Genomic DNA, 22,643 nt, shown 5'->3' on the forward strand with positions numbered 1-22,643 from the left:
GGTGGGCGTGTCGGGTGCTGGTGATTGGGATGAGGGAGGCGCGAACCGGATTGCTTTGCACGTGGCGGGTGGTGCGCTGATTGGCGGATTAGGCGGAGGCAGTGTCGTCACAGCGGTGGGCGCTGTCGCGGGCGCAGGACTTGTCTCAAAATTGGCAAACCAACTGGATAACCTTTCGAGGAACGTGGCATCGGAAACGGGATCGGACTTGCTCGGCACTCTTGCCGCAAACGTGGCGGCGAGTACGGGCGGCGCGCTTATTGGTGGTACAGCGGGTGCGGCGACGGGTTCGGCGGTAGAGTTGTACAACCCAAATGCTCGATCCGAAAAAACTGGCCTCTCAAAGGTGTGCAGTGGTCTGTCGGTATGCAATGCCTCGCTGGTGGTAACTGCGGTCAATGCAGATGCAGCTAATTCACAAGCAGCCTTAGATTCGATCTCCCCGAATTATGCAAACGTGAGCGGTTCTATTCTTTCCGGTACTGTTGGCGGTGCAGTCAAATTGGCTGATGGGACCGCTTATGCGTCCGCTGGCGTTTCGCAGTCCTTTCCCGCTCCGGCTTGGAATCCAAGCTTTGCAGCAACGATCGGTGGGATTTTTGGTGCTCACAGCGCGAACGCAACGAACGAGTTTATGAACGGCGATGGGAATCAATTCGCAGTGTCAATACCGACGCCTTTACCGCTGAATATAGTAGGAGCTATCACACGCGCATTTGGAGGGGCAACAGCTGTGGAAATAAGCCTTGGTTCACCTAGTAGAATCGCAGCGGGCATAACGCCTGGAGTCATTCCGGTCCATTGTTGAATAATAGAAAATGAGGCTGCCTATGGTTGGATTACCTGGTCCCACAGAGGAGCGGTACAAAAAACTGACCCAAAAAGGAAAGGTATTTTATTGGTGTACCGTTGCAGTAGTGTTTTTCATCATTGCCACGCTATGGATTGTGAAACTCATAAACAGCTGACCAATTTGAATGACCCAGTTTGGATGATGTTGTGATATGACTAAATCCATTTGGGATGAAAGTGGGGCGAATCGCATCGCTCTTCACATTGCGGGTGGCGCGCTAATTGGTGGTCTTGGAGGCGGCGGCATTGGTAGCGCGGCGCAAGGCGCGGCAGGCGTCACCGTAATGGGGCAAGCAGCCAGATTGAGATTTAACTAGAAATGAAGCATCTGAATTCGATATCGAAAATTATTATCGGCAAGCCAACGTTGCCGAATAAATTTCTATCAGAAAACTATGATAGATTTTATTTTTCGACTTTTTTTGAGGGCGGAGCCCGCCTTTTTATAGAGTTGCAAAACGCTGTTTTACATCGGCAAGGAATAGATGTTTATTGCGCAAATTCCTTGAAACCGCTAATGAAAATTTCGCGAGCGGAAGATTGGGCAGATAAACTAAAAATATAGGATGACGAGCTTGTCAATGCTGGAAATCCATTTGGATTTATTGTTTTTTCTGACAAAGGGCAATGGGTGATGGCGCAAGATATACCCGTCTTATACACATCTTTTGCCCGATTTTCGAGCGTCCCCCGCGGAACCCCTTGAAAGATAGGGATCGGGACTGAGAGGTGCTAAAAGACACGGTTTAAACGCTCATTTTGATCGCTGTGAGTCATTGATTAATGGCGGTGAAACGAATGTTCCTTCAGCCAACGCGGTATCGGCGATAGCATCCGAATATGCTTGATAGACGCGGATGATTCTGTAGTCGCGGACGGCGCGGATTTTGGCGATCGATGGTGCAATAGCTAGAGCCTTGAATTTGGCATGTGTGCGTGAGGCAGAAATGAGAAGTCTTGCGTTGTTCTGACGTGGTTGGCTTTGAGATGAATGTACCTTTTCTGAAAGCCGACGCGGCTTAGAAGATTCCTAAGCTCACTTAATGTTCCAGCATACTCATTGAAAAAACTTAGTTCGATTCGGGTTTAACTGGACGGCGAGACTACTTGCTCCAGTGAGTCTGAAACGCACAGAAGTCATAGAAACGGATTCATACTAAGCATGAAAATTTTTAGAAGGCTGGCGGTTTTGCCGCTTATAGCCTTAATACCACTCGCAGTTCACGCGCAGCAAGCGCCGAGCATGGCAGACGAAGCGGCAGCGACACGCGCCAACGCCCTGCAAGAGCAGCAAGTCCAACGACAACGCGAAGCACAACAACGTGACGCCGCGATACAAACGCCGTCCGTGCGCTCAACCGTTCCTAGCGATCAGGTCTTCACGACGTTACCCACCGAATCGCCGTGCTTTCGCATCAACACGTTCACGCTCGACGTTCCACCAAGCCTGCCCGACGCGATACGTGCCAAAGGCGCATCGGCCTTACCGCTCGATCCGTTCGCGTTCGCGCGTGAATGGCTCGGCCACTACACCGATCAATGCATCGGAAAAGAAGGCGTGAACGTGCTGACCAAAGGCCTGCAGCAAGCGATCCTGAGTCGCGGCTACATCACCACGCGCGTGTTGTTACCCGAGCAAGACCTGTCGCACGGCACGCTCAAGTTCGCGCTGGTCCCGGGCGTCATTCGTGACATACGGTTCGCCGAACCCATGTCACGGGGCTCGTGGAAAACCGCTTTCCCCACAAGACCCGGCGACGTCCTCGACTTGCGCGATCTTGAACAAGGCATCGAACAGATGAAGCGCGTCGCCAGTCAAGATGCGGACATGAAGATCGAGCCGACCGACATCCCCGGCGAGAGCGATGTCGTGCTCACGGTCAAGCGCGGCAAGCCTTATTCGTTCGTCGCATCGGTCGATAACTCGGGCAGCCGCGCGACGGGCAAGCTCCAAGGCAACCTCAGTCTCGGCATCGACAACCTCCTTGGCCTGAATGACATCCTCACTGTCGGCGCAAATCAGGACCTCGAATTCGGCGACAAGGGCTTGGGCTCGCATGGCTTCAACGGATCGTATTCGATGCCATGGGGCTATTGGACCGCGACCGTCTTCGGCAACACCAACACGTACTATCAACAGATCGCGGGCGCCAACCAGACCTTCGTGTCGAGTGGCAACTCACAGACCGCCGGCGTCAAACTCGCGCGCGTCTTACATCGCGGACAAAGCGACGTGTTCGGCACCTACGTGCAACTGTCGAAGCGCTTCGGCGCGAGCTTCATCGACGACACCGAAATCGAACTCCAGCACCGCAACAACACGTTCCTGGAACTCGGTCTGACGGATCGGCATTACCTGGGTGGCGCGCAGTTCGACGGCACGCTCGCAGTTCGCCAGGGCATCGGCGCATTTGGCGCGACGCCCGATCCATCCTTGCCGCCCGACCCGAATATCGCACCGACGCCGGCGACCAAGCCGAGCGGCCCGACTTACCGCTTCCACATGGCCGTGCTCGATGCGAACCTCTCGGTGCCGTTCGCCATCGCAAATCAAGCGCTTCGCTACGTGACGACGATCCACGGCCAGTACACGAACGACACGCTCAACTACATCGACGATCTGACCATCGGCAGCCGCTATACGGTGCGTGGCTTCGACGGTGAACAGATGCTCGCGGCCGAGCGCGGTTTCTACTGGCGCAACGAGTTGCAAGCGCCGATCGGAAAGACAGGGCAAGCGCTCTATGCCGGCATCGACTATGGACGCGTGTTTGGCCCGAACACGGCGTTTCTCGCGGGTACGCAGCTCGTGGGCGCAGTAATCGGCATTCGCGGCGGCGTCCCAACGAAATATGCGGGCTTGAGTTACGACCTTTTTGCCGGCACGCCAATCTACAAGCCGTCAGGGTTTCCAACCTCACGCGTTACGGTTGGATTCCAAATGACGGCCCAACTCTAAGTCATCGCGAAGGGGCGTACTTGAAAGTACGACCCCTCGCTCGGGCACTGAGCGAGCAGGCGTCGCACCCTTAGCCTTCTTCCTGATCATCCTCCCCGCACCAAATCCCGATGCGTCAAATAAAGCCGTAGATCGAACTCGATTTGGTGATACCCCGGCTGCATCAATTCGCAGAGCCGGTAAAACGCCTTGTTGTGATCGTTCTCTTTCAGATGCGCGAGTTCATGCACGACAATCATCCGAAGAAACTCGGGAGCCGTATCCTTGAAGAGCGATGCGATCCGTATCTCTTTCTTCGCCTTGAGCTTGCCGCCCTGCACACGTGAAATCGCCGTATGAAGTCCGAGCGCATGACGCAGCACATCGAGCTTGCTGTCGTAGATAACCTTGTCGATGGAAGGTGCCACGCGCAGAAACTCGCTCTTGAGTTCCGCACAGTATTGATATAGCGCGCGGTCGGACTGCACCGCGTGCTTTTGCGGATAACGCGCTTCGAGATAGCTGCCGAGCTGTTGCTGGGCAATCAATCGGCGCACTTTGTCCTGTAGCGTATTCGGATAAGCGCTCAGGTATTTCAGCTGTTGCATGACGATAAAAGTCGATAGATAAAGATGCACGAAGGCGCGCACGCGCAGCGTTGTTTTATTCATTCTAGTCAACGCTGGGCCATCTCGCCGCCGAAAGAACCATGAGCGGTGTTGCAGGTCCCGCATTTACGTAAGTTTCTGTATCCGCCCGCTCCGGCAGACGCGCGCCATGCGAACATCTGCGCTTTTCATTGCAAGCAGGACAAGGCAGTCATGGCATCGAGCAAGGCCCATCACGCGACCGGGTGGGCTGCGGGAATCATCGCGGCGGCAATCGTTGGCCACATGGGCAACATCGGCAGCGCGCAAGGCATCGACAAGACCAGCGGCGGCATGTATTACCTTTACCTTGCGCTGGCGTTACTTGCTGGGGTAGCCGGTGCAACCGCGCCGGACTGGCTCGAAGTCGCCTGGTGGAGCAAGAGGCGCAAGCTCTGGATCACGCATCGCACGCTGACGCATTGGGGCATTGGCTGGGTCGCCTTGCTCGCGCTTTCGTGGCATTTGCTGAGACAGCATCCCGCCGCGGCGGTCGGCTTCGGGTTCGCGTGCGGCGGCATCATGCATCTGCTCGCGGACTGGCCCAACCCGCTCGGCGTGCCCTGGATCGGTCCGCGTCATTCGCTCAATCTCTGGACGAGCGGAACCTGCGACCTGATCGTGGTCGGCTTGTCATGGGTTGCCGCGTTCTATGTCGTGGACGATCTCTGGTTCCATCACGCGCATGTTCGCATGCTGCTGAACGCGGTGCATGTGCTGACCGGTCCGGCATGAAGGCATCACCCCGTTAGAATGTCGTTGCCTAATCTCTCGCAACAGGAGCCCTTGCCGATGCAACCGAATCACGCGCGAAGCCGTTTCCTTTTCCTGATCACCGCTCTCGTGATGCTGTTCGCCTTCTCCGGGTGCGCGAGTCTGCTCAACCGCGACAGCCTGCGCGTGAGCGTCGCGGGCATCGAACCGCTCGAAGGGCAGGGGCTCGAAATGCGCTTCGCCGTGAAGCTGCGCGTGCAGAATCCGAACGATACCGCCGTGAACTTCGACGGCGTCGCGCTCGATCTCGACGTCAACGGCCGTTCCTTCGCAAGCGGCGTCAGTCCGCAAAGCGGCACGGTGCCGCGCTTCGGCGAAGTCGTGGTGTCGGTGCCGGTGACGGTGTCGGCGGTATCGGTGGCGCGTCAGGCGCTCGGCTACGCATCCGGCGACTCGGTCAGCAAGGTGTCGTACGTCGCGCGCGGCAAGCTCGCGGGCGGCCCATTCGGCGGCACGCGTTTCTCCGACTCCGGCACCATCGACTTTCCCGGCGGCAACGGCGCGTTGGGTTACTGAGCAGCCCGTCTTCGGGCTGTCGCGCGTTCGTCATCGTGACGGAATAAGGTGCCCTGACGAGCGCTCGCGCATTGTGCATCCGCACATGGTCCATCCAAGGCTTCCGCACGACGGGGCGCATAATCCTGCAGAGCATCCGACAGACTCGAAAAGACTGAGGAGGGCACCATGCTGGTCAGGAACGAAGCGCAGGTCGAACATCTCATCAAGGATCTGCTCGAATTCGCACGCGGGCGTCTGCCTGACGCCGCCTTCCATCTCATCGAGCCTTTCCTGCGTCATTACTACGACCAGGTGGATATCGAGGATATCGCGAGTCGCGATATCGCCGATCTCTACGGCGCGGCCATGGCGCACTGGCAAACGGCGCAGCAGTTCGCGGGCGGGCGCGAAGTCCTGCGCGTCTACAACCCCAATCTCGAACAGCACGGCTGGCATTCCGACCATACGGTGGTCGAGATCGTCAACGACGACATGCCTTTCCTCGTCGATTCCGTGACCATGGAGCTTAACCGTCTCGGTCTTGCGCTGCATTCGGCCATTCATCCGGTGTTTCGCGTGTGGCGCGCGGATGCCGGGCCGCACGCCGGCGAGATCGTGCGCATAGGACAAGGTCACGCCGATGCAGGCGATGGCCGCTCGTCGCTCGAATCGTTCATTCATTTCGAAGTGGACCGCTGCAGCGAAGGCGAGCGGCTCGAAGAAGTGCGCGAGAGCATTGCGCGGGTGCTCGGGGACGTGCGCGAGGCGGTCGAGGACTGGCCGAAAGTGGTCGATGCGGCGCGCGCGTCCATCTCCGATCTGAAAGCGCGCGATACGTCTGCCGACGGTCTCGAAGCGCGCGCCTTTCTCGAATGGATGGTGGCCGATCACTTCACGTTCCTCGGCTGCCGCGATTACGACCTCGTCGAGCACGAAGACGGTCTCGCGCTGCGCGGCGTGCCGGGTTCGGGCGCGGGCATTCTGCGCGAGCCGGCGGGCGGCGATCTCACGCCGCTGCCGCCGGGCGCGGCCGCTATCGTCGAAGGCGCGGCGCCGATCTTTCTGACCAAGGCGAATTCGCGTGCCACGGTGCATCGGCCGGGCTATCTGGATTACGTCGGCGTGAAGCGCATCTCGCCCGACGGCAAGGTCACGGGCGAACGGCGCTTTCTCGGGCTTTACACATCGACGGCTTATCTCGTGCCGACCTCCGAGATTCCTATCGTGAGGCGCAAGTGCGCGAACATCGTGCGGCGCGCGGGCTTCCTCGAAAAAGGGCATCTCGCGAAGTCGCTCATCTCCGTGCTCGAACAATATCCGCGCGACGAACTTTTCCAGGCCGATGAAGATGTGCTCTTCGACATCGCGCTCGGCGTGCTGCGTCTGCAGGAACATCAGCGCACGCGTCTGTTCGTTCGGCGCGATCGCTTCGACCGCTTCGTGTCATGTCTCGTGTTCGTGCCGCGCGACAAGTTCAACACCGACCTGCGCCGCCGCATTTCCAAAGTGCTGATGGAGGCGTTCAACGGCAAGAGCATCGAGTTCACGCCGCTGTTGTCGGAGTCGCCGCTGGCGCGGATTCATATCGTCGTGCGCGCGGATCGTGGCGCAATGCCCGAAGTCGATACGCGCGAACTCGAAGCGCGCGTCGTGCAAGTCGCGCGCCGCTGGCAGGACGATCTCGCCGATGCGCTCATCGACAGTCACGGCGAGGAAGAGGGCAACCGGCTGTTGCGCCGTTATGCGGATTCGTTTCCCGCCGGTTATCGCGAGGATTATCCGGCACGCACGGCGGTGCGCGACATCGAACTGATCGAGGCGACGCATTCGCGCCCCGGCGGTCTCGCGATGAGTCTTTATCGGCCGATCGAAGCGGCCATAGAACCGGGACGGCGCGCGTTTCGCTTCAAGGTGTATCGCGTGGGCGAGCCGATCGCGCTGTCCGCAAGCTTGCCGATGCTCGAACATCTCGGCGTGCGCGTGGACGAGGAGCGGCCGTATCTGATCGAGCCGAACGGCGCGCCTACCGCGTGGATTCACGATTTCGGTCTCGAATTGCAGGACGACGTGGAGTTCGATATCGACCGCGTGAAGCCGCTCTTCGAAAACGCGTTCGCGAGCGTCTGGACGGGCGAAACCGAGAGCGACGACTTCAATCGCCTCGTGCTGCGCGCGCAGTTCGGCGCACGCGACGTGACCATCATGCGCGCGTATGCGAAGTATCTGCGGCAGGTCGGCTCGAATTTCAGCGACGCGTATATCGAACGCGCGCTCACCGGCAATCCGAAGATCGCGACGAAGCTGCTCGAACTTTTCATGGTGCGTTTCGATCCCGCACGCGGCGGTTCGGCCGAAGAGCGCGAACCGCACGTCGAGCGCGTGCTCGCCGATATCGAGGCGGCCCTCGACAAGGTGCCGAATCTCGATGAAGACCGCATTCTGCGGCAGTTCCTCGGCGTCATCACGGCGACCGTGCGCACGAATCATTTCCGCCGCGAGCCGAACGGCGAACCGCGTCCGTACCTTTCGTTCAAGCTCGATCCTTCGAAAGTGCCGGGTCTGCCCGAACCCAAGCCGATGTTCGAGATTTGGGTCTACGCGCCGCGCGTGGAAGGCGTGCATCTGCGCGGCGGCCGCGTGGCGCGCGGCGGCTTGCGCTGGTCGGACCGTCGCGAAGACTTCCGCACCGAGGTGCTTGGCCTTATGAAGGCGCAAATGGTGAAGAACGTGGTGATCGTGCCGGTCGGTTCGAAGGGCGGTTTCGTCGTGAAGAATCCGCCGCCGCTCACCGACCGCGAAGCGTTTCTCGCGGAAGGCGTCGCGTGCTATCAGATGTTCCTGCGCGGCCTGCTCGATGTCACCGACAACCGCAAGCCCGATGGCATCGTGCCGCCGCCCGATGTCGTGCGCCACGATCCCGACGATCCCTATCTCGTCGTCGCGGCGGACAAGGGCACGGCCACCTTCTCCGATTATGCGAACGCCATTGCGCATGAATACGGCTTCTGGCTCGACGATGCCTTCGCCTCGGGCGGCTCGGTTGGCTACGATCACAAGAAGATGGGCATTACGGCGCGTGGCGCGTGGGAGTCGGTCAAGCGGCATTTCCGCGAGATGAACTTCGATACGCAGACCACCGACTTCACCGTGGTCGGCGTCGGCGACATGTCGGGCGATGTGTTTGGCAACGGCATGTTGCTGTCGCGGCATATCCGCCTGATCGCGGCGTTCGATCATCGGCATGTGTTCCTCGATCCGAATCCGGATGCGGCCACGAGCTTCGAGGAACGTCAGCGTCTCTTTGCGTTGCCGCGTTCGAGCTGGGCCGATTACGACACCGCGTTGATTTCGGCGGGCGGCGGCATCCATGCGCGCACGGCGAAGACCATTCCCGTGTCGCCGCAAGTGCAGAAGGTGCTGGGCATCACGGCATCGAGTCTTGCGCCCGTCGAGCTGATCCGCGCGATTCTGCTCGCCGAAGCCGATCTGCTCTATAACGGCGGCGTCGGTACGTACGTGAAATCGAGTATCGAGACCAACGCGCAAGTCGGCGATCGCACCAACGACGCCGTGCGCGTGAACGGTGCGGAACTGCGCTGCAAGGTCGTCGCCGAAGGCGGCAATTTGGGCTTCACGCAACTGGGGCGCATCGAGTTCGCGCAGCGGGGCGGACGCATCAATACGGATGCCATCGACAATTCGGCGGGTGTCGACTGCTCGGATCACGAAGTCAACATCAAGATTTTGCTCGGCCTCGTGGTCGCGGACGGCGAGATGACCGAGAAGCAGCGCAACGTGCTGCTCGCGGAAATGACGGACGAAGTGGGCCTGCTCGTGTTGAAAGACAACTACGCGCAGACGCAGGCGTTGTCGATTGCTAACCGTCACGTCGCTGAAACGCTCGATGCCGAGGCGCGCATGATGCGTTATCTCGAACGCGCGGGCCGGCTCAAGCGCAAGATCGAGTTCCTGCCATCCGACGACGAAATCGCCGAGCGCGCCGCTGCAAGGTTAGGACTGACATCGCCCGAGCGCGCCGTGCTGCTTGCCTACGGCAAGATGTGGCTCTACGACGAATTGCTCGAATCCGACGTGCCGGAAGATCCGCTCGTCGCCGATCTGCTGCCCGCGTATTTTCCGAAGCCGCTGCAGCGCCGTTTTAGCGCGACCATGCAGCATCATCCGCTCAAGCGCGAGATTCTCGCCACGCATCTGACCAACGTGCTCGTGAATCGCACGGGTTGCACGTTCGTGCATCGGCTGATGGAGGAAACCGATGCGCGGCCGAGCGATATCGTGCGCGCCGCATTGATGGCGCGCGACGTCTTCAGCCTCGATGACTTGTGGCGCAATATCGACGGACTGGACAATCTCGTCGCGGATGAAGTGCAGGCATGCATGTTCGTCGATGTCGTGCGTCTGCTCGACGACACCGCACTCTGGTTTCTGCGAACGCTCGAACAAAGTCCGAACGATACGGCGGGCGTGCTCGCGCGTTGCCGTGAAGCCGCGCATAGGCTCGCGCCGCAACTGCCCGCGCTCTTGCCGGCCACGCAGCTCGATGCCTGGTACGCGCGCCGTCGTGAACTCGAAGACGCCGGCGTGGAAAGCAGTCTCGCCGCACGTGTCGCGAGTGGCGAGATTGCCACGGCGGTGCTCGATAGCGCGGAAGTGGCCGCCTGCTCGGAGCGTGGTCTCGAAATCGTGGCGAGCGTCTACTTCGGCATCGGCACGTTGCTGGATTATCGCGGTATCGCCGAGCGCGCGATGGCTTTGCCCATCACCACGCACTGGGACTTGTTGGCCCGCGCCGCCGCGCTCGAAGAGCTCGGCCGGCTCAAGCGTGCGCTGACGGTGAGTGCGCTCGAACAGTCGAGAGGCATCGACAATCCGGATGTGATCGTGGAGAGTTGGCGCGCCAAACGCGAGGCGGCGCTCGACCGCTACACGCGCTTGCTCACCGAGCTTCGAGCGAGCGGCGGCACGAGTCTGTCGATGCTGCTCGTCGTGGTGCGCGAAATGGCGGTGCTCGAACGCGCCTGAATCAGCGGCGCTTTTTCCTGGTGGCTTTCGGTGGCGTGGGCGCGGCGGTCCAGAAGTCGGCTACTTGCTTCTGGCTGCGGCGCGTCGCCGTTTTCGTCTGTCGCCTGGCGGCCGCCGTTGCGTGGCCGCGCACCGATCCGGCCACGGTATTGGCGCCGGACAACCACATGCTCAGAAAAGGGTTCTTCATGGCGTTTGCCTGATGGTTGCGTTCGTTGATTCGTTTTCAACGCATCTCGAACGCACGGGACGTGCCCGCGCGGTGCGGTTGTGGTATTGCTTGGACGAAGCCTTGACGATCGAGGTTTTCGGTGAACGCAACATTCGCGCTGCGCCTTGCAGATGGCGGGTTGGCGCTGCGACCTTGATCGGCAAGAGAAGAAAGTAGCGACGCGCTTGGCAAATGCCGGGGCATCGCCTACGTCCTGCATGCCATTTCACGCCGCCGCGTTTGTAACGGGCGACGGACTGACAGGAGCACGGGGTCATGGCTATCGTGCACGCCACAGCGGCCTTCGCGGCCGCGTTGATGGGACTGACGCTCGCGCCCTTCGGCAAGCGCGCGCCGGCGCGGGACATCCGGGTGGCGCGCGCGTCGCTCTCGCTTCGTTTCAGCTCGCTGTTCTCCGTGCCGCCGTTCAAGCGGCATGCGCATGGTGCCGCATCGCAAGCCATTGCAGTGCCCGCGAGCATCGAACCCAATTCGTCCTTGCGCGATACGCTCGAATGCCTTCCGCTCGCGATCCTGATTCTGCAAGCCGATGGCCGTATCGAGTTCGTGAACGGCAGCGCCGAAAAGCTGCTCGGTTATGCGCGCTGCGAGCTGATCGGCGAACTCGCGGAGCTCGTCGTGCCCGGCTTGCAGATGGCGAGCCTGCAGCAGCCTGGCGATATCGGCACGACCGTCGCGCAACTCTTCGCACGCCGCAAGGACGGCACGCAGTTTCTGGCCGATGTCGCCCTCAACGCGATGCACGGCAGCGACGCCTGCCTCACGCTTGCGGTGGTCATCGACCGCACGGACCGTTACGAGCTGCAGCGCAATCGCCAGGAACTCGCGCATATGACGCGCGTGTCGATGCTCGGCGAACTTGCAGCATCGCTCGCGCATGAATTGAATCAGCCGCTCACAGCCATACTCAGCAACGCGCAGGCGGCGCAGCGCTTCATGAGCCGCGAGCCGATCGACCTCGACGAAATGCGCGAGATTCTGCGCGATCTCGTCGCCGACAACAATCGTGCGAGCGAGATTTTGCGACGCATTCGCGCGCTCGTGAAAAAGGGCGAGCTGGAAGTCGCGCCCTTGTCGATGGCTGGCGTGATCGGCGATGTCGCGTTGCTCGTGCATAGCGACGCCATCGTGCGCGGCATTCGCGTCGTGCTCGAATTGGCGCCCGACTTGCCGCAGATCCACGGCGACAAGATTCAGTTGCAACAGGTCGTGCTGAACCTGCTGCTGAACGCCTTCGACGCGATGAACGATTGCACCGGCAAGCGCGTCGTGACCGTATCGGCTGCGCGTGATGGCGATGCGTGGCTGCAAGTCACCGTGCGTGATAAAGGCGAGGGCTTGCCCGCTGCCTTCACGGACGAACTCTTCAAGCCGTTTCATACGTCGAAGCGCGATGGTCTCGGGCTTGGGCTTTCCATCAGCCGCACTATCGTGGAGATGCACGGCGGGCGCATCTGGGCGGAGAGCAACAGCGGACATGGGGCGGCGTTTCATTTCAGGTTGCCGATTCGGGATCACGTAAGGACCGCGCCATGAGCGAAGTCTTCATCGTCGACGACGATGCTTCCGTGCGCCGCGCGCTCGAGCGTCTAGTGGGCGCGGCGGGTTATCGCGTGGAGGCGTTTGCATCGGCACAAGCGTTTCTCGATCATGCGCGCAAGCGCGCGGACCCCGCGTGTCTCGTGCTCGATGTTCAGTTGCCGGGCGTGAGCGGACTCGACTTGCAACGCGCGTTATGCAACACGAGCGAGACCTTGCCGATCATCTTCATCACCGGTCACGGCGATATTCCGATGACGGTGAGCGCCATGAAAGCGGGCGCGACGGATTTTCTGTCAAAGCCCGTTGGCGATACGGCCTTGCTCAATGCAATCGATGCCGCGCTGCTTCGTTCGGCCGCGGCGCTAGCCAGCCGCGATGAAATGGCCGGAATTCAACGCCGTATCGAACGACTCACGCCGCGCGAACGCGAAGTGCTGATACTCGTGGTGAACGGCTGGCTCAACAAGCAGGTGGCGAGTGAACTCGGCACCGTCGAAAAGACCGTGAAGGTGCATCGCGCACGTGTGATGGAAAAGATGGAAGCGCATTCGCTCGCGGAACTGGTGCGTCTGTCCGACAAGGCGGGCATCTTCACTTCGGTCGGCGCATGCGCGGGGTACGCGAGCCGTGATCGTGGCGAGCGTGGCGCTGGCAATGCAGAGGTTCATTGAGCCGCGCCGGAAACTCAGGCGCGACTTCTTGCCGTTACGGCTTAGTGCGGGAAAGCGCCGTGTTCCGGTGCTTGCATCGGCGCGTGCTCGTGGTCGCGATTCTGCTCCATGCCGCGGTTGTCGGCGTGAAGCTCGTCCCGACGGCGTGCGTCCGGACGGCGTTCGTCGTGACGACGCGAATCGACGCGGCGTTCGTCGCGACGCTCTTCGTGACGGTACTCGTGCTTTTCATGCTTGTCGTGCTTGTCGTGCGCGGCGAACGCGCTCAGCGACAGCGAAGCCATGACGATCGCGGCGAAAATCTTCTTCATTTAAAGCGCTCCTGATTCCATGACCGCAAGCCGGATGGCTCGCGATGCGGAATCAACGTGCGCTTGGGTCTTTCGTTGACCCTTAGTATGCCGTTGTAAGGACTTTCAACATTTGTTCACAGATGTCGGCATGAGCGCGCGCCGTCAGAAGGGGCGGCGCGCGCTCATGCCGGCTGAGTCTTCGCTGGCATCTTCATGGACGAGCTTTTGAATCTCTATGCTCAGATACTCACGCAAGGTGCCGAGAAAACGCGGTTCCACTGCCAGCCGCAAGCGATCGAAGCGATGATTCACACGGCTGCGTTCGAGCATTTCGGCAACGGTTTTGGCGAATTGCCGGTCGCGTTCATTGGACTGCGGGGCGCGGGGCGCCGGGTTACGAAGCTCCTCGATTTGCCTGAGGTCAAGCTTAAGCCCTCTGGTTTCGAAGATCCGGGCACGGCTGTCATCGGCGGCCAGAACCCAGGTGATGGCGGTCATGTTGCTCCTCCTCCTCGCGGCCTTGAGCGCGAAGTCCCGACATTGTGCGCTTTCTCTCGCGCGTCGTCAGACATGTCTGTCACGCAGTGCAGCAAAGCGCGCGGCGGGTTCCAGGAGGAGCAACGATGTGAGGCAGCGTCATGCAATTTCGATGCGCCATGCACCGCAACGTAGGCGCATGGCGTCGAGTCCGCATCAATTCGCGAACGACAAATACGGCGAGCTGAAAGCCTGCGGCGGGAAGAGCGGCTGCACGCTGGTTTGCCGCGTGAAGCTGTATCGAACGTACACGGCAGCGAGCCATTCGCGATACTGATACGCGTTGCCGAACGAAGCCGTCGCGCCGATGGCGAGTTGCGGCGCAAGCTGGTATTCGCCCGTCGCGTTGAGCGAGTAGGACACGCCCGTCTTGCTCTGACTCGGATAGACCGCGCCGGCATCCGGTGCAAGGTTGGCCGCCGCGAACGCCGCCTGATAATTCGGCTCCGTCGGGAAGTAGTTCGACGCGTCCTGCCGATAATGCTGCACGCCGATCGAGCCCTTCAGGTCGTATGTGAAAAGCCCGGTGCGGCCCATGTATTCGACCGGAAAGTTGAGAATGACGTACTGCTGCGGACTGAAGTAGCCGCCTTGTCCGTAGGTGAAGTACGAAAGGTTTTTGTCGTAGTGCATCAAGGTGGTATTCGCGCCGATGGTCAGCGCCTGATCCGCGTCCTTGATGATGCGCGTGTACACACCGCCGCCGCCCTTGACCGCGTTGTTCGTGGCGACGTTCTTGCCGTCGAGGAACTGGTACATCGCGTTGACATAGACACCGCTCGTGCCGTCGTCCCAGGCGAGGTCGCCGCGCGCACCGCTCGATGTCACGCCGCCCCAGGTCGCGCCCGCAAGCTGATCGCGCGCGCCGGCATAGGACAGCAGGCTGTCCGTGACCGCGCGTCGTGCGACGGCGAGCGAGTACGAGACTTTATCGGTGATGGCGTTCTGATACTGCAAACCGCCGACGACGTTGGTCTCGCGAAAGCCGAGCGGCGTCGTGCCGACGTCGCCCTTGAAGTTGCGGTTCTCGTAACCGACCGCGAGTCCCACGCCGGTCGCCGTCTGAGAGCCGTACTGGTTGCCGGCGGCCGGAGCGATCGCGTTGATGCCGGAGCCGAAGCGCGCGAGCGTGTTCTGCTCGCTGCTGGCGGTGCCGGCGTCGAGCGTGACGGGCGTCGCGCGCACGATCACGTGGCCGTTGCCGGCCTTGATGCGGCCTTCGATGGGCGCTTCGATATCGGTGAGGTTCGAGAGACCGTCCTCGCCGTTTCGATTGCGGAAGATGATCCCGCCCGACACCGTGCTGGCCTGTTCCCGCTCGATCTGCGCGAGTTCATCGGCGACGCCTGCCGTCTGCGGATTCGCGACGGGCGCGGGCATGCCGCCTGTGTTCATCGTGGCGGCGGACGCGGCGCGCTGCCCGGCTTGCGCGGCTTGCGGATAATACGGCTGCGCGTAACCGGCGGGTGGTTGCGGCACGTACTGTTGCTGGGCGTATTGCGGTGGATAGGGTTGTTGATATTGCTGTTGCGGATACTGTTGCTGCGGGTAGGGCTGCTGATATTGCTGCTGCGCATAAGCTTGCTGCGGATACGCTTGCTGATACGGCGGCTGATATTGCTGCTGCGGATAGCCTTGCTGCGCATAAGCCTGCTGACCATACGACGCCTGCGCGTACTGCTGCTGCGGCGCGTTGGCGGCTTTACGCGATGCCGAGCGCTTCGCCGTCGATGTACCCGCCCGAGTGCTCGCGCTTTGCGGCGCATAAGCTTCCGACTGCGCGGCTTGCGCCGCGGGCGACATCGGCCAGGGCGAACTGTTATACGCGTCCTGAGCGGCAGACGGCGCGCCTTGATACATCGGCGCTTGCTGCGGATACGGCGCGGGCTGCGCGTATTGACCTTGTTGCGGATATGAAGCGGGTTGCGCGTACTGCGCTTGCTGAGGATACGAAGCCGGCTGCGCATACTGAGTCTGCTGACCCGGATAAGCCTGCTGCGCGCCACCCGCGCCCTGATCCTGTCCCGGGTACGGCTGCAACGGCGCACCGGATTGCCCCGAGCCATAACTGTCGGGACCATAGCCGCCCTCGACCGGACGCGGCACCCTGACAGGGACGACCCCGCCACCCGACTCCCCCGACCCATCCGCCGCACCGCCATACCCACCGCCCGCAACCGGACGAGGCACATTGGCAGGCGCCCCCGGCGCGCCGTTATAAGGACTCACATAAGGCGCGGAATAAGGCACGGTCTGAGGAGGCGGCAAATAGTTCGGCACGGGCTGCGAATAAGTCGGTGTGATGTTCTGGCGATACCCCGGAAACGCATTCGATCCGGCGGCAAGCGCGGACGGCGCCGTATCGACGGCGGTCTTGCCTTCGAATGGATTGGTGCCCGGCAACGGCATCGTGCCGATACGGCTCATCGCGGTCTGCCAGTCGCGCGGCAGGTTGCTCGCTGGCTGACCGGGAGCAGGCGCGAGCGGCGTATTGGCCGCAAGCAGCGAGCGCTGCAGGAACTGCGCGGCGAGATCGAGCTTGCCTTCTGCCCGATACATTCGCCCGATCGATGCAAGCACGCCCGGATCGTTCGGCGCGGTGTCGTACGCCTGTTTGGCGAGCGTCTCCGCCAGCTTGAAATCGCGCACGCCGGTGGCGGCCGACATCGCGGCGGCTTGCAGATTCACGTCGTCCGGACGGCGCGCGAGCGCAGTTCGATAGCAGTTGAGCGCGCTGCGGTCGTCGCCCGCCGAGGTATACATGCGGCCGAGCGCGGCCTGCAAGTCGGCGTTGTCGGGCATCGCGGCGAGCCAAGGTGCGATCACGTCGTAAGCCGCCGCGAGGTTGCCGCTCTGGCGCACGTTGTCCGCCCGCGCGATCACGATTCCGACGTTCAGATTGTTGAAGTCGGCGCGTTGCTGCGCAGTGAGCGGCATCGACTGCAGCCGGCGCATCACGGAACCGAGTTCGGCGTCCTGCTGGGTCTGCGAGAGGATGCCCGCGTATTGCAGCAAGAGACCGGGATCGTTCGGCGAATTGGCGATCGCGCCGCGCGTGAGCGAGAGTGCGCGCGATGCATCGCCCGCTTTCAGATACGCCGACGCCACCGCGCCCGTCAGTTCCGCGTTGCCGGCAGCAAGCGGCTCGGCGCGACGCAGAATCGCATAGGCCTGCTGGCGCTGACCGGCCGCGGCGGCGCGCGTCGCGAGTTCGGTCTGCTGATGCACCCAAAGACGATGCTGCAACGCGCCCATCGCCGGCGTGCGCTGCGCGGCGGGAATCCGGTCCAGTTGCGATAGACCCGTCGACCAGTCCTGTGTTTCGGCGGACAGAAGGGCGCTCGCGTAGAGCGCGTCGGTCATGTCGGGGTGCGCCGCGAGCAAGCCGTCCATCATGCTGCGCGCATTGCCGACCCCGCCCTGACGCACGTAAATGCGCGCGAGGTCGAGCCTAAGCCACGGATCGTCGGGGCTATTGAGCAGCGCGTCCTCGAAGAGACTGCGCGCCGTACCCAGATCGCCGCGTGCTTCGGCGGCGCGTGCCTGCGCGGCTTGCGCATCGCCACGCAGCTTGTTGATGCCGCCGGCTTTCGCCTGTTGCTCCAAGTTCAGCTTGTTGGCGAACTCGAGCGCTTCATCGCCGCGTCCCTGCGCCGCGAGCGCGCCGACGAGTCCGCGAATGGCATCGGGATTGTCCGCCTGACGCCGCAACGCCATGCGGTACGCCGCCTCCGCGCCCTTCGGATCGCCATTCGCGAGCAGCATTTCGCCGAGCAGCGTCTGCGCGGTGACATCGGCGGGACTCGTCGCGATGGCGCGTTCGAAGAGCGCTTTGGCCTTCGCGATCTCGCCGTTGCTGCGTGCGCCGATGGCATCGCTCGTATAGGTCCAGTACGTCGCGCTCGTCAGCGCGTCCTTCCAGCGCGCCGGATTGCCGGCCCGCGACGCGCGTTCGAGATAGCTGCGCGCTTCCGCGAAACGCTCCTGTTTCAGCGCGATGACGCCGAGGCCGCCGAGCGCGTCGGCATCGTTCTGATCGCTTGCGAGCACCGACGAGAAACGCGCCTGCGCCGCGACCAGATCGCCGCGATCCACGGCAGCGAAACCTTCTGCGACAGTGCGACCGCGTGCATCGACGACTGCGCCCGCCTGCGCGCGTTCGCGTGCTTCCTTGTCCTGCAGCACCATCGAATCGAAACGCGCCTTGACGGCGGCATCGTCGGGCGAACCTTGCAGATACGCCTGAAACAGCGGTGCGTCCGATGCGCGCGCGCCGAGCCACAGCAGCGCCTGCCGCCAGCTCTTCTTCGCCTGCGCGCCGACCGTGCTGTCGTTCGACAACGCCGCCAGCCGGGCGATGCCATCGCGCCGCGTCGAATCGCGATACGTCAGATGCTGCGCATAGGCGAGGGTGTAGCGCGGATCGTCGGCGTTCTGGCGCGCGAGCTGTTCGAGGCCGCGTCGCGCTTCGTCCCAGCCTTGCGGCGTCGCGGCGAGCGCCTGATAATACTCGAGCTGAAGTTCGGGCGTCGCGGGCTTGCCTCCGATGGCACGCTTGTATTCCTGCACCGCCGACGCGCTCTGTCCGCTCTGCGCGAGACGGCGCGCGTCGTTGACGGTCTGATCGCGCGCGCTGGTTTCGCCGAGACGCCGCCCCAGATCGTCGATGTTCGGATAGTTCGGCGCGACCTGACGCAGTTGCGCGAGATATTGCTGCGCGCCGCTACCGTCCTTGCGATCGGCGAGCACCATGCCCATGCCGAAGAGCGCATCGGGCTGCTTCGGGTCGAGGCGCAGCACCTTCTGCCACGCCTGCTCCGCGAGGTCGCCGCGCTTGTGCGACTGCCAGTATTTGCCCTGGTCGATCAACACGTTGAGCGGATCGGCACTCGTCTGCGCGATGGCGATGGCCGGCGCCGCCGCCGCGAACAATGCCGCGATGCGGATGGCCAAGGTACGTTGTCTGGCCCGCATCAGCATGCGCTTCTCCAGTTCGGCACGAGACGGCCGGATTCGTCGAAGCGATAGCGGCCTTCGACGAAGCCGCCACCGAAGAGACCGAGCACGCGGTCGTAATACACCGGTTCGCGGCCCGCGCCCGGCGGCGCGACGAGTGCTTCGAGATGCGTGCGCGCGAGGCCCAGGCCGTGCTGGTCGTTCAGCGCCTTGAAGTATGGCGCGAGCGCGCCCCAATACGAGAGCGGGCCTTCGCCGCTGGCCGTACCGGTCGTCGAAGAAACCTTCTCCGGCGGAAATCCCGTCTGCGCCACGCTCTGGCGCATGCCGCCGAGCGCGTCGAGCCAGGGCTTCGCGAGCGGATCGCCCGCTGCCGTCATGCCGGCCCAAAGATAGACGCGGATCGCGTCGTAGCTGCCGGTATCGCCGCTTTTTGGATCGACCACGAACTGGCCGTTCTGACTTGTTTGATACGCCGCCCAGTCGGGCGCATAGCCGCGCGGCGCGGTGATCTTGATCATGCGCGCGGCGCTTTGCGCGAGCTTCGCCCACGGGCCGTCGGGCATGTCGCGAGCCAATGCTCGCAGGAGCGGCAGCGGCAGATAGCTCGGGTTCAGACGCGTGACATCGCCTGTGCGAAAGCCTTGCGGACCGGGCAGCAGCATCGGCCCGAGGCCCGGCAGATCGACCACTTCCTGCTTGGCGATCTGCGCCGCGAGCGCCTGGCCGAGCTTCGTATAAGCCGGCTCCTTCCACAGCCGTCCGGCTTGCAGCAAGTCGTATGCAATCCACAAGTCCGAATCCGATGCCGAGTTCGGGTCCATCACGCCATAGCTGCCGTCCGGCTTCTTGCCCCATTGCCACGAAGGCAGACGCACGTTGTTCGCATCGAACTGATTGCCGGCCAGATTGGCGCGCGTCCAGTCGAGCAGACGGTCGAAAGTCGCGCGGTCGTTGGCGACCAGCGCGAAGAAGAGGGCGTAGGACTGGCCTTCTGAGGTGGTCTGCTGCGCGTCGGTGGAATGGTCGACGACTCTGCCATCGGCCTGCACGACGCGCTCGACGAACAACCGATACGCCGGCCATTCGCATTGCTGTGCAGCTTGTGAACTCAACGCCGCGCCGGCAAGAACACCCGCGACGGCGGCCTTCGAAATTGAACCCCGCATGTCAGTCCCTCAGACGCCGTGCGGCGAGCGAGCGCAGCGCACGATAAAAGACGGCAGCGATGATGAGCGCGGCGATCACGGCGGAAAACACCAGCAGCACCGGATGCGCGGACAAGGCCCAGCGCATGTAGTGCATGGGCGAAAGCTGGCCGACGTAATAGGCTTCGCCGTTGGACGTGACCGCGACCGTGCGGCCGTGGATCACCGCCATCGCGCCTTGAATGGATGGCAACAAGTCGTTGTCGAGCAGGGCGGCGGACAAATCCGCATCCGACTGTCCCGCCGCGCTGATGAGCGCCACCGCGCTGCGCCCGCTCTTCAACGGCGACTCGAAGCCGGTGAGAAGCGCGTCGCCGTTGGAGCTCACGAGCGACAGATCGGCGCGCGCCGGAGAACGTTCCGGGCCATGCTCGCCATGCCACCAGTCGACCAGCTTGAACGCGACATCGCTCAGCTGGAAGGTGCGCGCGTCGCCGTCGCCGGAAAAGGGCATGTTCTTCGCCCAGCGTTGCAGAAGCGGCTGACGGCCCGGCGAGCCGAGGACCAGCAAGTCCTTGTCGGCGAAGCGGTCGACATCGTTCGCGCTCGTCACCGTGACGCCCGTGACCGGATAACCCGTCGACGCCCCCATGCGGCCCATCTCCAGCAGAAAGAGACTGTAGTCCGCCGAGTTCGGATCGTTCGGCAGCACGACCGCCGTCTGCGACAGGTCGGCCATGCGCGTGAACGGGAAACCGCCGTTGGCGAACGCGGCCAGATCGGGCAGCGCCATGTAATGCGGGAAGCTCGAAAGATCGATGGTCGAATTCGGGTCGATGGCGCCGACGACGTTATCGAGCAGACGGCCGGTGCATTCGCCGGTCTTCGGAATGTCGTAGTAAAAGTGCATGCGCAACTGCGCGCGCGGCGAGATCAGAAGCGGCGGCAGATAAACCTCGCGGCGCGCGGCCACGGTCTTGTCCGGCATCACGCGGCTGAAGTACTGGCCGAGATCGAACGTCGAAGTCGATACCGCCGGGATGCGCAGCGACTGCACGAAGCCATTGTTCACGCTGATATTGAGCGACGAACGGTCCGGCGCCGGACGCACGGTGTAGCGATAGCTCAGATCGACCGGCACGCCCTTGGTCTGCCACATGAAGAGATCAGGCGGCACACGCAGGTTCACGCGCACGGCGTCGGCGTCGTAACCGCGCGCGGTCAGATCCTGCGCTTCGGCCAATTCACCGAAACGCACGGCGCGGTCGGACGGCAGCCAGTTAGGCGCATCGTAGGGGCGGCGCGGTTGCAGATCGGCGAATTGCGTGATCGTCGCGCTCGTGCCGGAGAACGCGTTGCGACCGACACCCAGCGCTTTCGCGGCGGTCTTCAACTCGTTGTCGTCGCGGCCCATCACGAGCAGCAAGCGCCCGCGCGCGGCGGCATCGCGTTCGACGACCGCGATGGTCGGGCCGGAAACCGGCGGCAGATCGACGCCCGCGATTTTCGTATCGCCGGTGGCGAACACGACGGCGTTGCCCGCGAGCGGGACGTTATCGGATTGTGCCGGGAAGATCGCGCCGCGATACCCCGCGAGCGAGCCGAAGTACGACGCCACGGTGCCCGCAGCTTCGAGCGCGGGCAGGCTCGGCTTGCCCGCGAAGACGAACGGCAGTTCCAGGCGGCGCACGTCGCGCCGGTCGAAGAACGGCGCGGGCAGCGCGGCGAGATCGGGCTTGCTGGCAAGCGACGCATAGGTGAGATCGAGCGAACTCGCGTTGCTGACCGTCGCCCACAGCGTCGAATTCGACGGGTCCTCGCACTGCTGCGTGTAATGGCCGATCAGTTGAACGTTGAGGTGATTGAACTCGGTGATGAAGCGCGGATCGATGGCGATATCGCGCGCCACGAGCGTGCCGGCCTGATCGCGCGGCACGGGCAGGGTCGCCGCGACTTCGCCGTTGACGAGCACCTTCAATTGCGAGATGGACGGCAACAGCGACGGCGAATAGCTATAGATCAGATGCAGGACCGCGGCCGTCACGACTTCGTCGCCGCGCACGGAAAACGCCACGCCGTTCTGGCCATCGGTGCCGCGCATTTGCAGCGGGTCCTGCGCGCCGAGGTCCACGAAGGTAAGCGTCTGACGACGGCCGCCGGGAACGAGCGTGCCCGGATCGGCGGTAGTCGGAAGACGCGCGGCGAGCGGCGAGGACGGCTTGCCGGAGAACGCGGGAACCGGCATGGCGAGCGCGGGCTGGACGATCGTCGCGGAGTTGTAGATCACCGCCGGGCTTGGCGCGGGCACGCTGCCGACGCCGGTGGCCTGCTGCGTCGGCACACCGTTGGCCGCGACGGCATCCGCCGCTGCCGCGATGGACGCGAGCGGGCCGGCAAGCGCGGTCTGCAGTGCCGCGAGGAACGCCAGCGCCCGCACCAGCGGGCGTTCGCAAAAACGCGGCGCGCGCTCGCCCGCATCGTGATCAACACGCAACTTCGCCATGCCGGTGCC

Annotated in this window: 15 protein-coding genes; 7 read left to right on the forward strand and 8 right to left on the reverse strand. The window is 62.7% G+C overall.

Annotated features, from left to right (window positions below):
* The first annotated feature begins 1 nt into the window (after position 1).
* Positions 2–808 (forward strand): polymorphic toxin type 22 domain-containing protein, encoded by an 807-nt coding sequence (locus tag NCT03_RS16855; protein WP_250493349.1) that lies wholly within the window; start codon positions 2–4, stop codon positions 806–808.
* A gap of 798 nt (positions 809–1,606) precedes the next feature.
* On the opposite strand, the gene NCT03_RS34125 is transcribed toward NCT03_RS16855, so the two are convergent.
* A complete protein-coding gene (locus NCT03_RS34125; RefSeq protein WP_350030153.1) occupies positions 1,607–1,801 on the reverse strand; it encodes a DUF4291 family protein in 195 nt (64 codons plus the stop codon).
* Between the two features lie 213 nt (positions 1,802–2,014).
* Here NCT03_RS34125 and NCT03_RS16860 point away from each other — a divergent pair, with 213 nt between their 5' ends.
* Positions 2,015–3,811, forward strand: a complete 1,797-nt coding sequence (locus NCT03_RS16860; protein WP_250493209.1) for a ShlB/FhaC/HecB family hemolysin secretion/activation protein — start codon at positions 2,015–2,017, stop codon at positions 3,809–3,811.
* An 86-nt stretch (positions 3,812–3,897) separates the two neighbouring features.
* Here NCT03_RS16860 and NCT03_RS16865 read toward each other — a convergent pair whose 3' ends face one another.
* Positions 3,898–4,398, reverse strand: a complete 501-nt coding sequence (locus NCT03_RS16865) for a M48 metallopeptidase family protein (protein ID WP_244829716.1) — start codon at positions 4,396–4,398, stop codon at positions 3,898–3,900.
* Positions 4,399–4,611: 213 nt separating this feature from the next.
* Here NCT03_RS16865 and NCT03_RS16870 point away from each other — a divergent pair, with 213 nt between their 5' ends.
* The 3 genes from NCT03_RS16870 (at position 4,612) to NCT03_RS16880 (ending at position 10,752) form a co-directional block, all read left to right on the forward strand.
* Positions 4,612–5,172 (forward strand): metal-dependent hydrolase, encoded by a 561-nt coding sequence (locus NCT03_RS16870; protein WP_250493210.1) that lies wholly within the window; start codon positions 4,612–4,614, stop codon positions 5,170–5,172.
* Positions 5,173–5,229: 57 nt separating this feature from the next.
* Complete coding sequence (locus tag NCT03_RS16875) at positions 5,230–5,727, forward strand: LEA/WHy family protein (protein ID WP_250493211.1); 498 nt, start codon at positions 5,230–5,232, stop codon at positions 5,725–5,727.
* A gap of 168 nt (positions 5,728–5,895) precedes the next feature.
* Positions 5,896–10,752, forward strand: coding sequence for an NAD-glutamate dehydrogenase (locus tag NCT03_RS16880; protein ID WP_250493212.1), 4,857 nt, complete (start codon positions 5,896–5,898; stop codon positions 10,750–10,752).
* 1 nt (position 10,753) lies between these two features.
* On the opposite strand, the gene NCT03_RS16885 is transcribed toward NCT03_RS16880, so the two are convergent.
* Positions 10,754–10,942, reverse strand: coding sequence for a hypothetical protein (locus NCT03_RS16885; protein WP_250493213.1), 189 nt, complete (start codon positions 10,940–10,942; stop codon positions 10,754–10,756).
* Positions 10,943–11,239: 297 nt separating this feature from the next.
* Between NCT03_RS16885 and NCT03_RS16890 the strand changes: the two genes are divergently transcribed.
* Positions 11,240–12,520 carry a sensor histidine kinase gene (locus NCT03_RS16890; RefSeq protein ID WP_250493214.1) on the forward strand — a complete coding sequence of 427 codons (1,281 nt, stop codon included), beginning with the start codon at positions 11,240–11,242 and terminating at the stop codon, positions 12,518–12,520.
* Positions 12,517–13,197: a response regulator transcription factor gene (locus NCT03_RS16895; protein WP_250466671.1), complete on the forward strand. Its 681-nt coding sequence runs from the start codon at positions 12,517–12,519 to the stop codon at positions 13,195–13,197. The genes NCT03_RS16890 and NCT03_RS16895 overlap by 4 nt, the downstream gene beginning before the upstream one ends.
* Positions 13,198–13,238: 41 nt before the next feature.
* Here the strand turns inward: NCT03_RS16895 and NCT03_RS16900 are convergent, their stop codons facing one another.
* The 5 genes from NCT03_RS16900 to bcsB form a co-directional block, all read right to left on the reverse strand.
* A complete protein-coding gene (locus tag NCT03_RS16900; protein ID WP_250466672.1) occupies positions 13,239–13,508 on the reverse strand; it encodes a hypothetical protein in 270 nt (89 codons plus the stop codon).
* Positions 13,509–13,652: 144 nt separating this feature from the next.
* Positions 13,653–13,988: a host attachment protein gene (locus NCT03_RS16905; RefSeq protein ID WP_250466674.1), complete on the reverse strand. Its 336-nt coding sequence runs from the start codon at positions 13,986–13,988 to the stop codon at positions 13,653–13,655.
* Positions 13,989–14,183: 195 nt separating this feature from the next.
* Entirely contained in the window at positions 14,184–19,001 is a 4,818-nt protein-coding gene (locus NCT03_RS16910) for a cellulose synthase subunit BcsC-related outer membrane protein (protein ID WP_502800384.1), read from the reverse strand.
* Entirely contained in the window at positions 19,001–20,152 is a 1,152-nt protein-coding gene (gene bcsZ, locus NCT03_RS16915) for a cellulose synthase complex periplasmic endoglucanase BcsZ (protein ID WP_244828587.1), read from the reverse strand. Before bcsZ ends, NCT03_RS16910 begins: the two co-directional genes overlap by 1 nt.
* A gap of 1 nt (position 20,153) precedes the next feature.
* Positions 20,154–22,634: a cellulose biosynthesis cyclic di-GMP-binding regulatory protein BcsB gene (gene bcsB, locus NCT03_RS16920; protein ID WP_250493216.1), complete on the reverse strand. Its 2,481-nt coding sequence runs from the start codon at positions 22,632–22,634 to the stop codon at positions 20,154–20,156.
* Positions 22,635–22,643: the final 9 nt, after the last annotated feature.

Source organism: Caballeronia sp. GAWG1-1 (assembly GCF_023631465.1).
Taxonomy (GTDB): Bacteria; Pseudomonadota; Gammaproteobacteria; order Burkholderiales; family Burkholderiaceae; genus Caballeronia.

Bases quoted from the DNA above. Each gene is read 5' to 3' on its own strand.
- NCT03_RS16905 (WP_250466674.1), bottom strand. From the start codon at position 13,988: ATGACCGCCATCACCTGGGTTCTGGCCGCCGATGACAGCCGTGCCCGG.
- NCT03_RS16880 (WP_250493212.1), top strand. From the start codon at position 5,896: ATGCTGGTCAGGAACGAAGCGCAGGTCGAACATCTCATCAAGGATCTG.
- NCT03_RS16860 (WP_250493209.1), top strand. From the start codon at position 2,015: ATGAAAATTTTTAGAAGGCTGGCGGTTTTGCCGCTTATAGCCTTAATA.
- NCT03_RS16890 (WP_250493214.1), top strand. From the start codon at position 11,240: ATGGCTATCGTGCACGCCACAGCGGCCTTCGCGGCCGCGTTGATGGGA.
- NCT03_RS16900 (WP_250466672.1), bottom strand. From the start codon at position 13,508: ATGAAGAAGATTTTCGCCGCGATCGTCATGGCTTCGCTGTCGCTGAGC.
- NCT03_RS16875 (WP_250493211.1), top strand. From the start codon at position 5,230: ATGCAACCGAATCACGCGCGAAGCCGTTTCCTTTTCCTGATCACCGCT.
- NCT03_RS16910 (WP_502800384.1), bottom strand. From the start codon at position 19,001: ATGCGGGCCAGACAACGTACCTTGGCCATCCGCATCGCGGCATTGTTC.
- NCT03_RS16870 (WP_250493210.1), top strand. From the start codon at position 4,612: ATGGCATCGAGCAAGGCCCATCACGCGACCGGGTGGGCTGCGGGAATC.
- NCT03_RS16885 (WP_250493213.1), bottom strand. From the start codon at position 10,942: ATGAAGAACCCTTTTCTGAGCATGTGGTTGTCCGGCGCCAATACCGTG.
- bcsZ (WP_244828587.1), bottom strand. From the start codon at position 20,152: ATGCGGGGTTCAATTTCGAAGGCCGCCGTCGCGGGTGTTCTTGCCGGC.
- NCT03_RS16865 (WP_244829716.1), bottom strand. From the start codon at position 4,398: ATGCAACAGCTGAAATACCTGAGCGCTTATCCGAATACGCTACAGGAC.
- NCT03_RS16895 (WP_250466671.1), top strand. From the start codon at position 12,517: ATGAGCGAAGTCTTCATCGTCGACGACGATGCTTCCGTGCGCCGCGCG.
- bcsB (WP_250493216.1), bottom strand. From the start codon at position 22,634: ATGGCGAAGTTGCGTGTTGATCACGATGCGGGCGAGCGCGCGCCGCGT.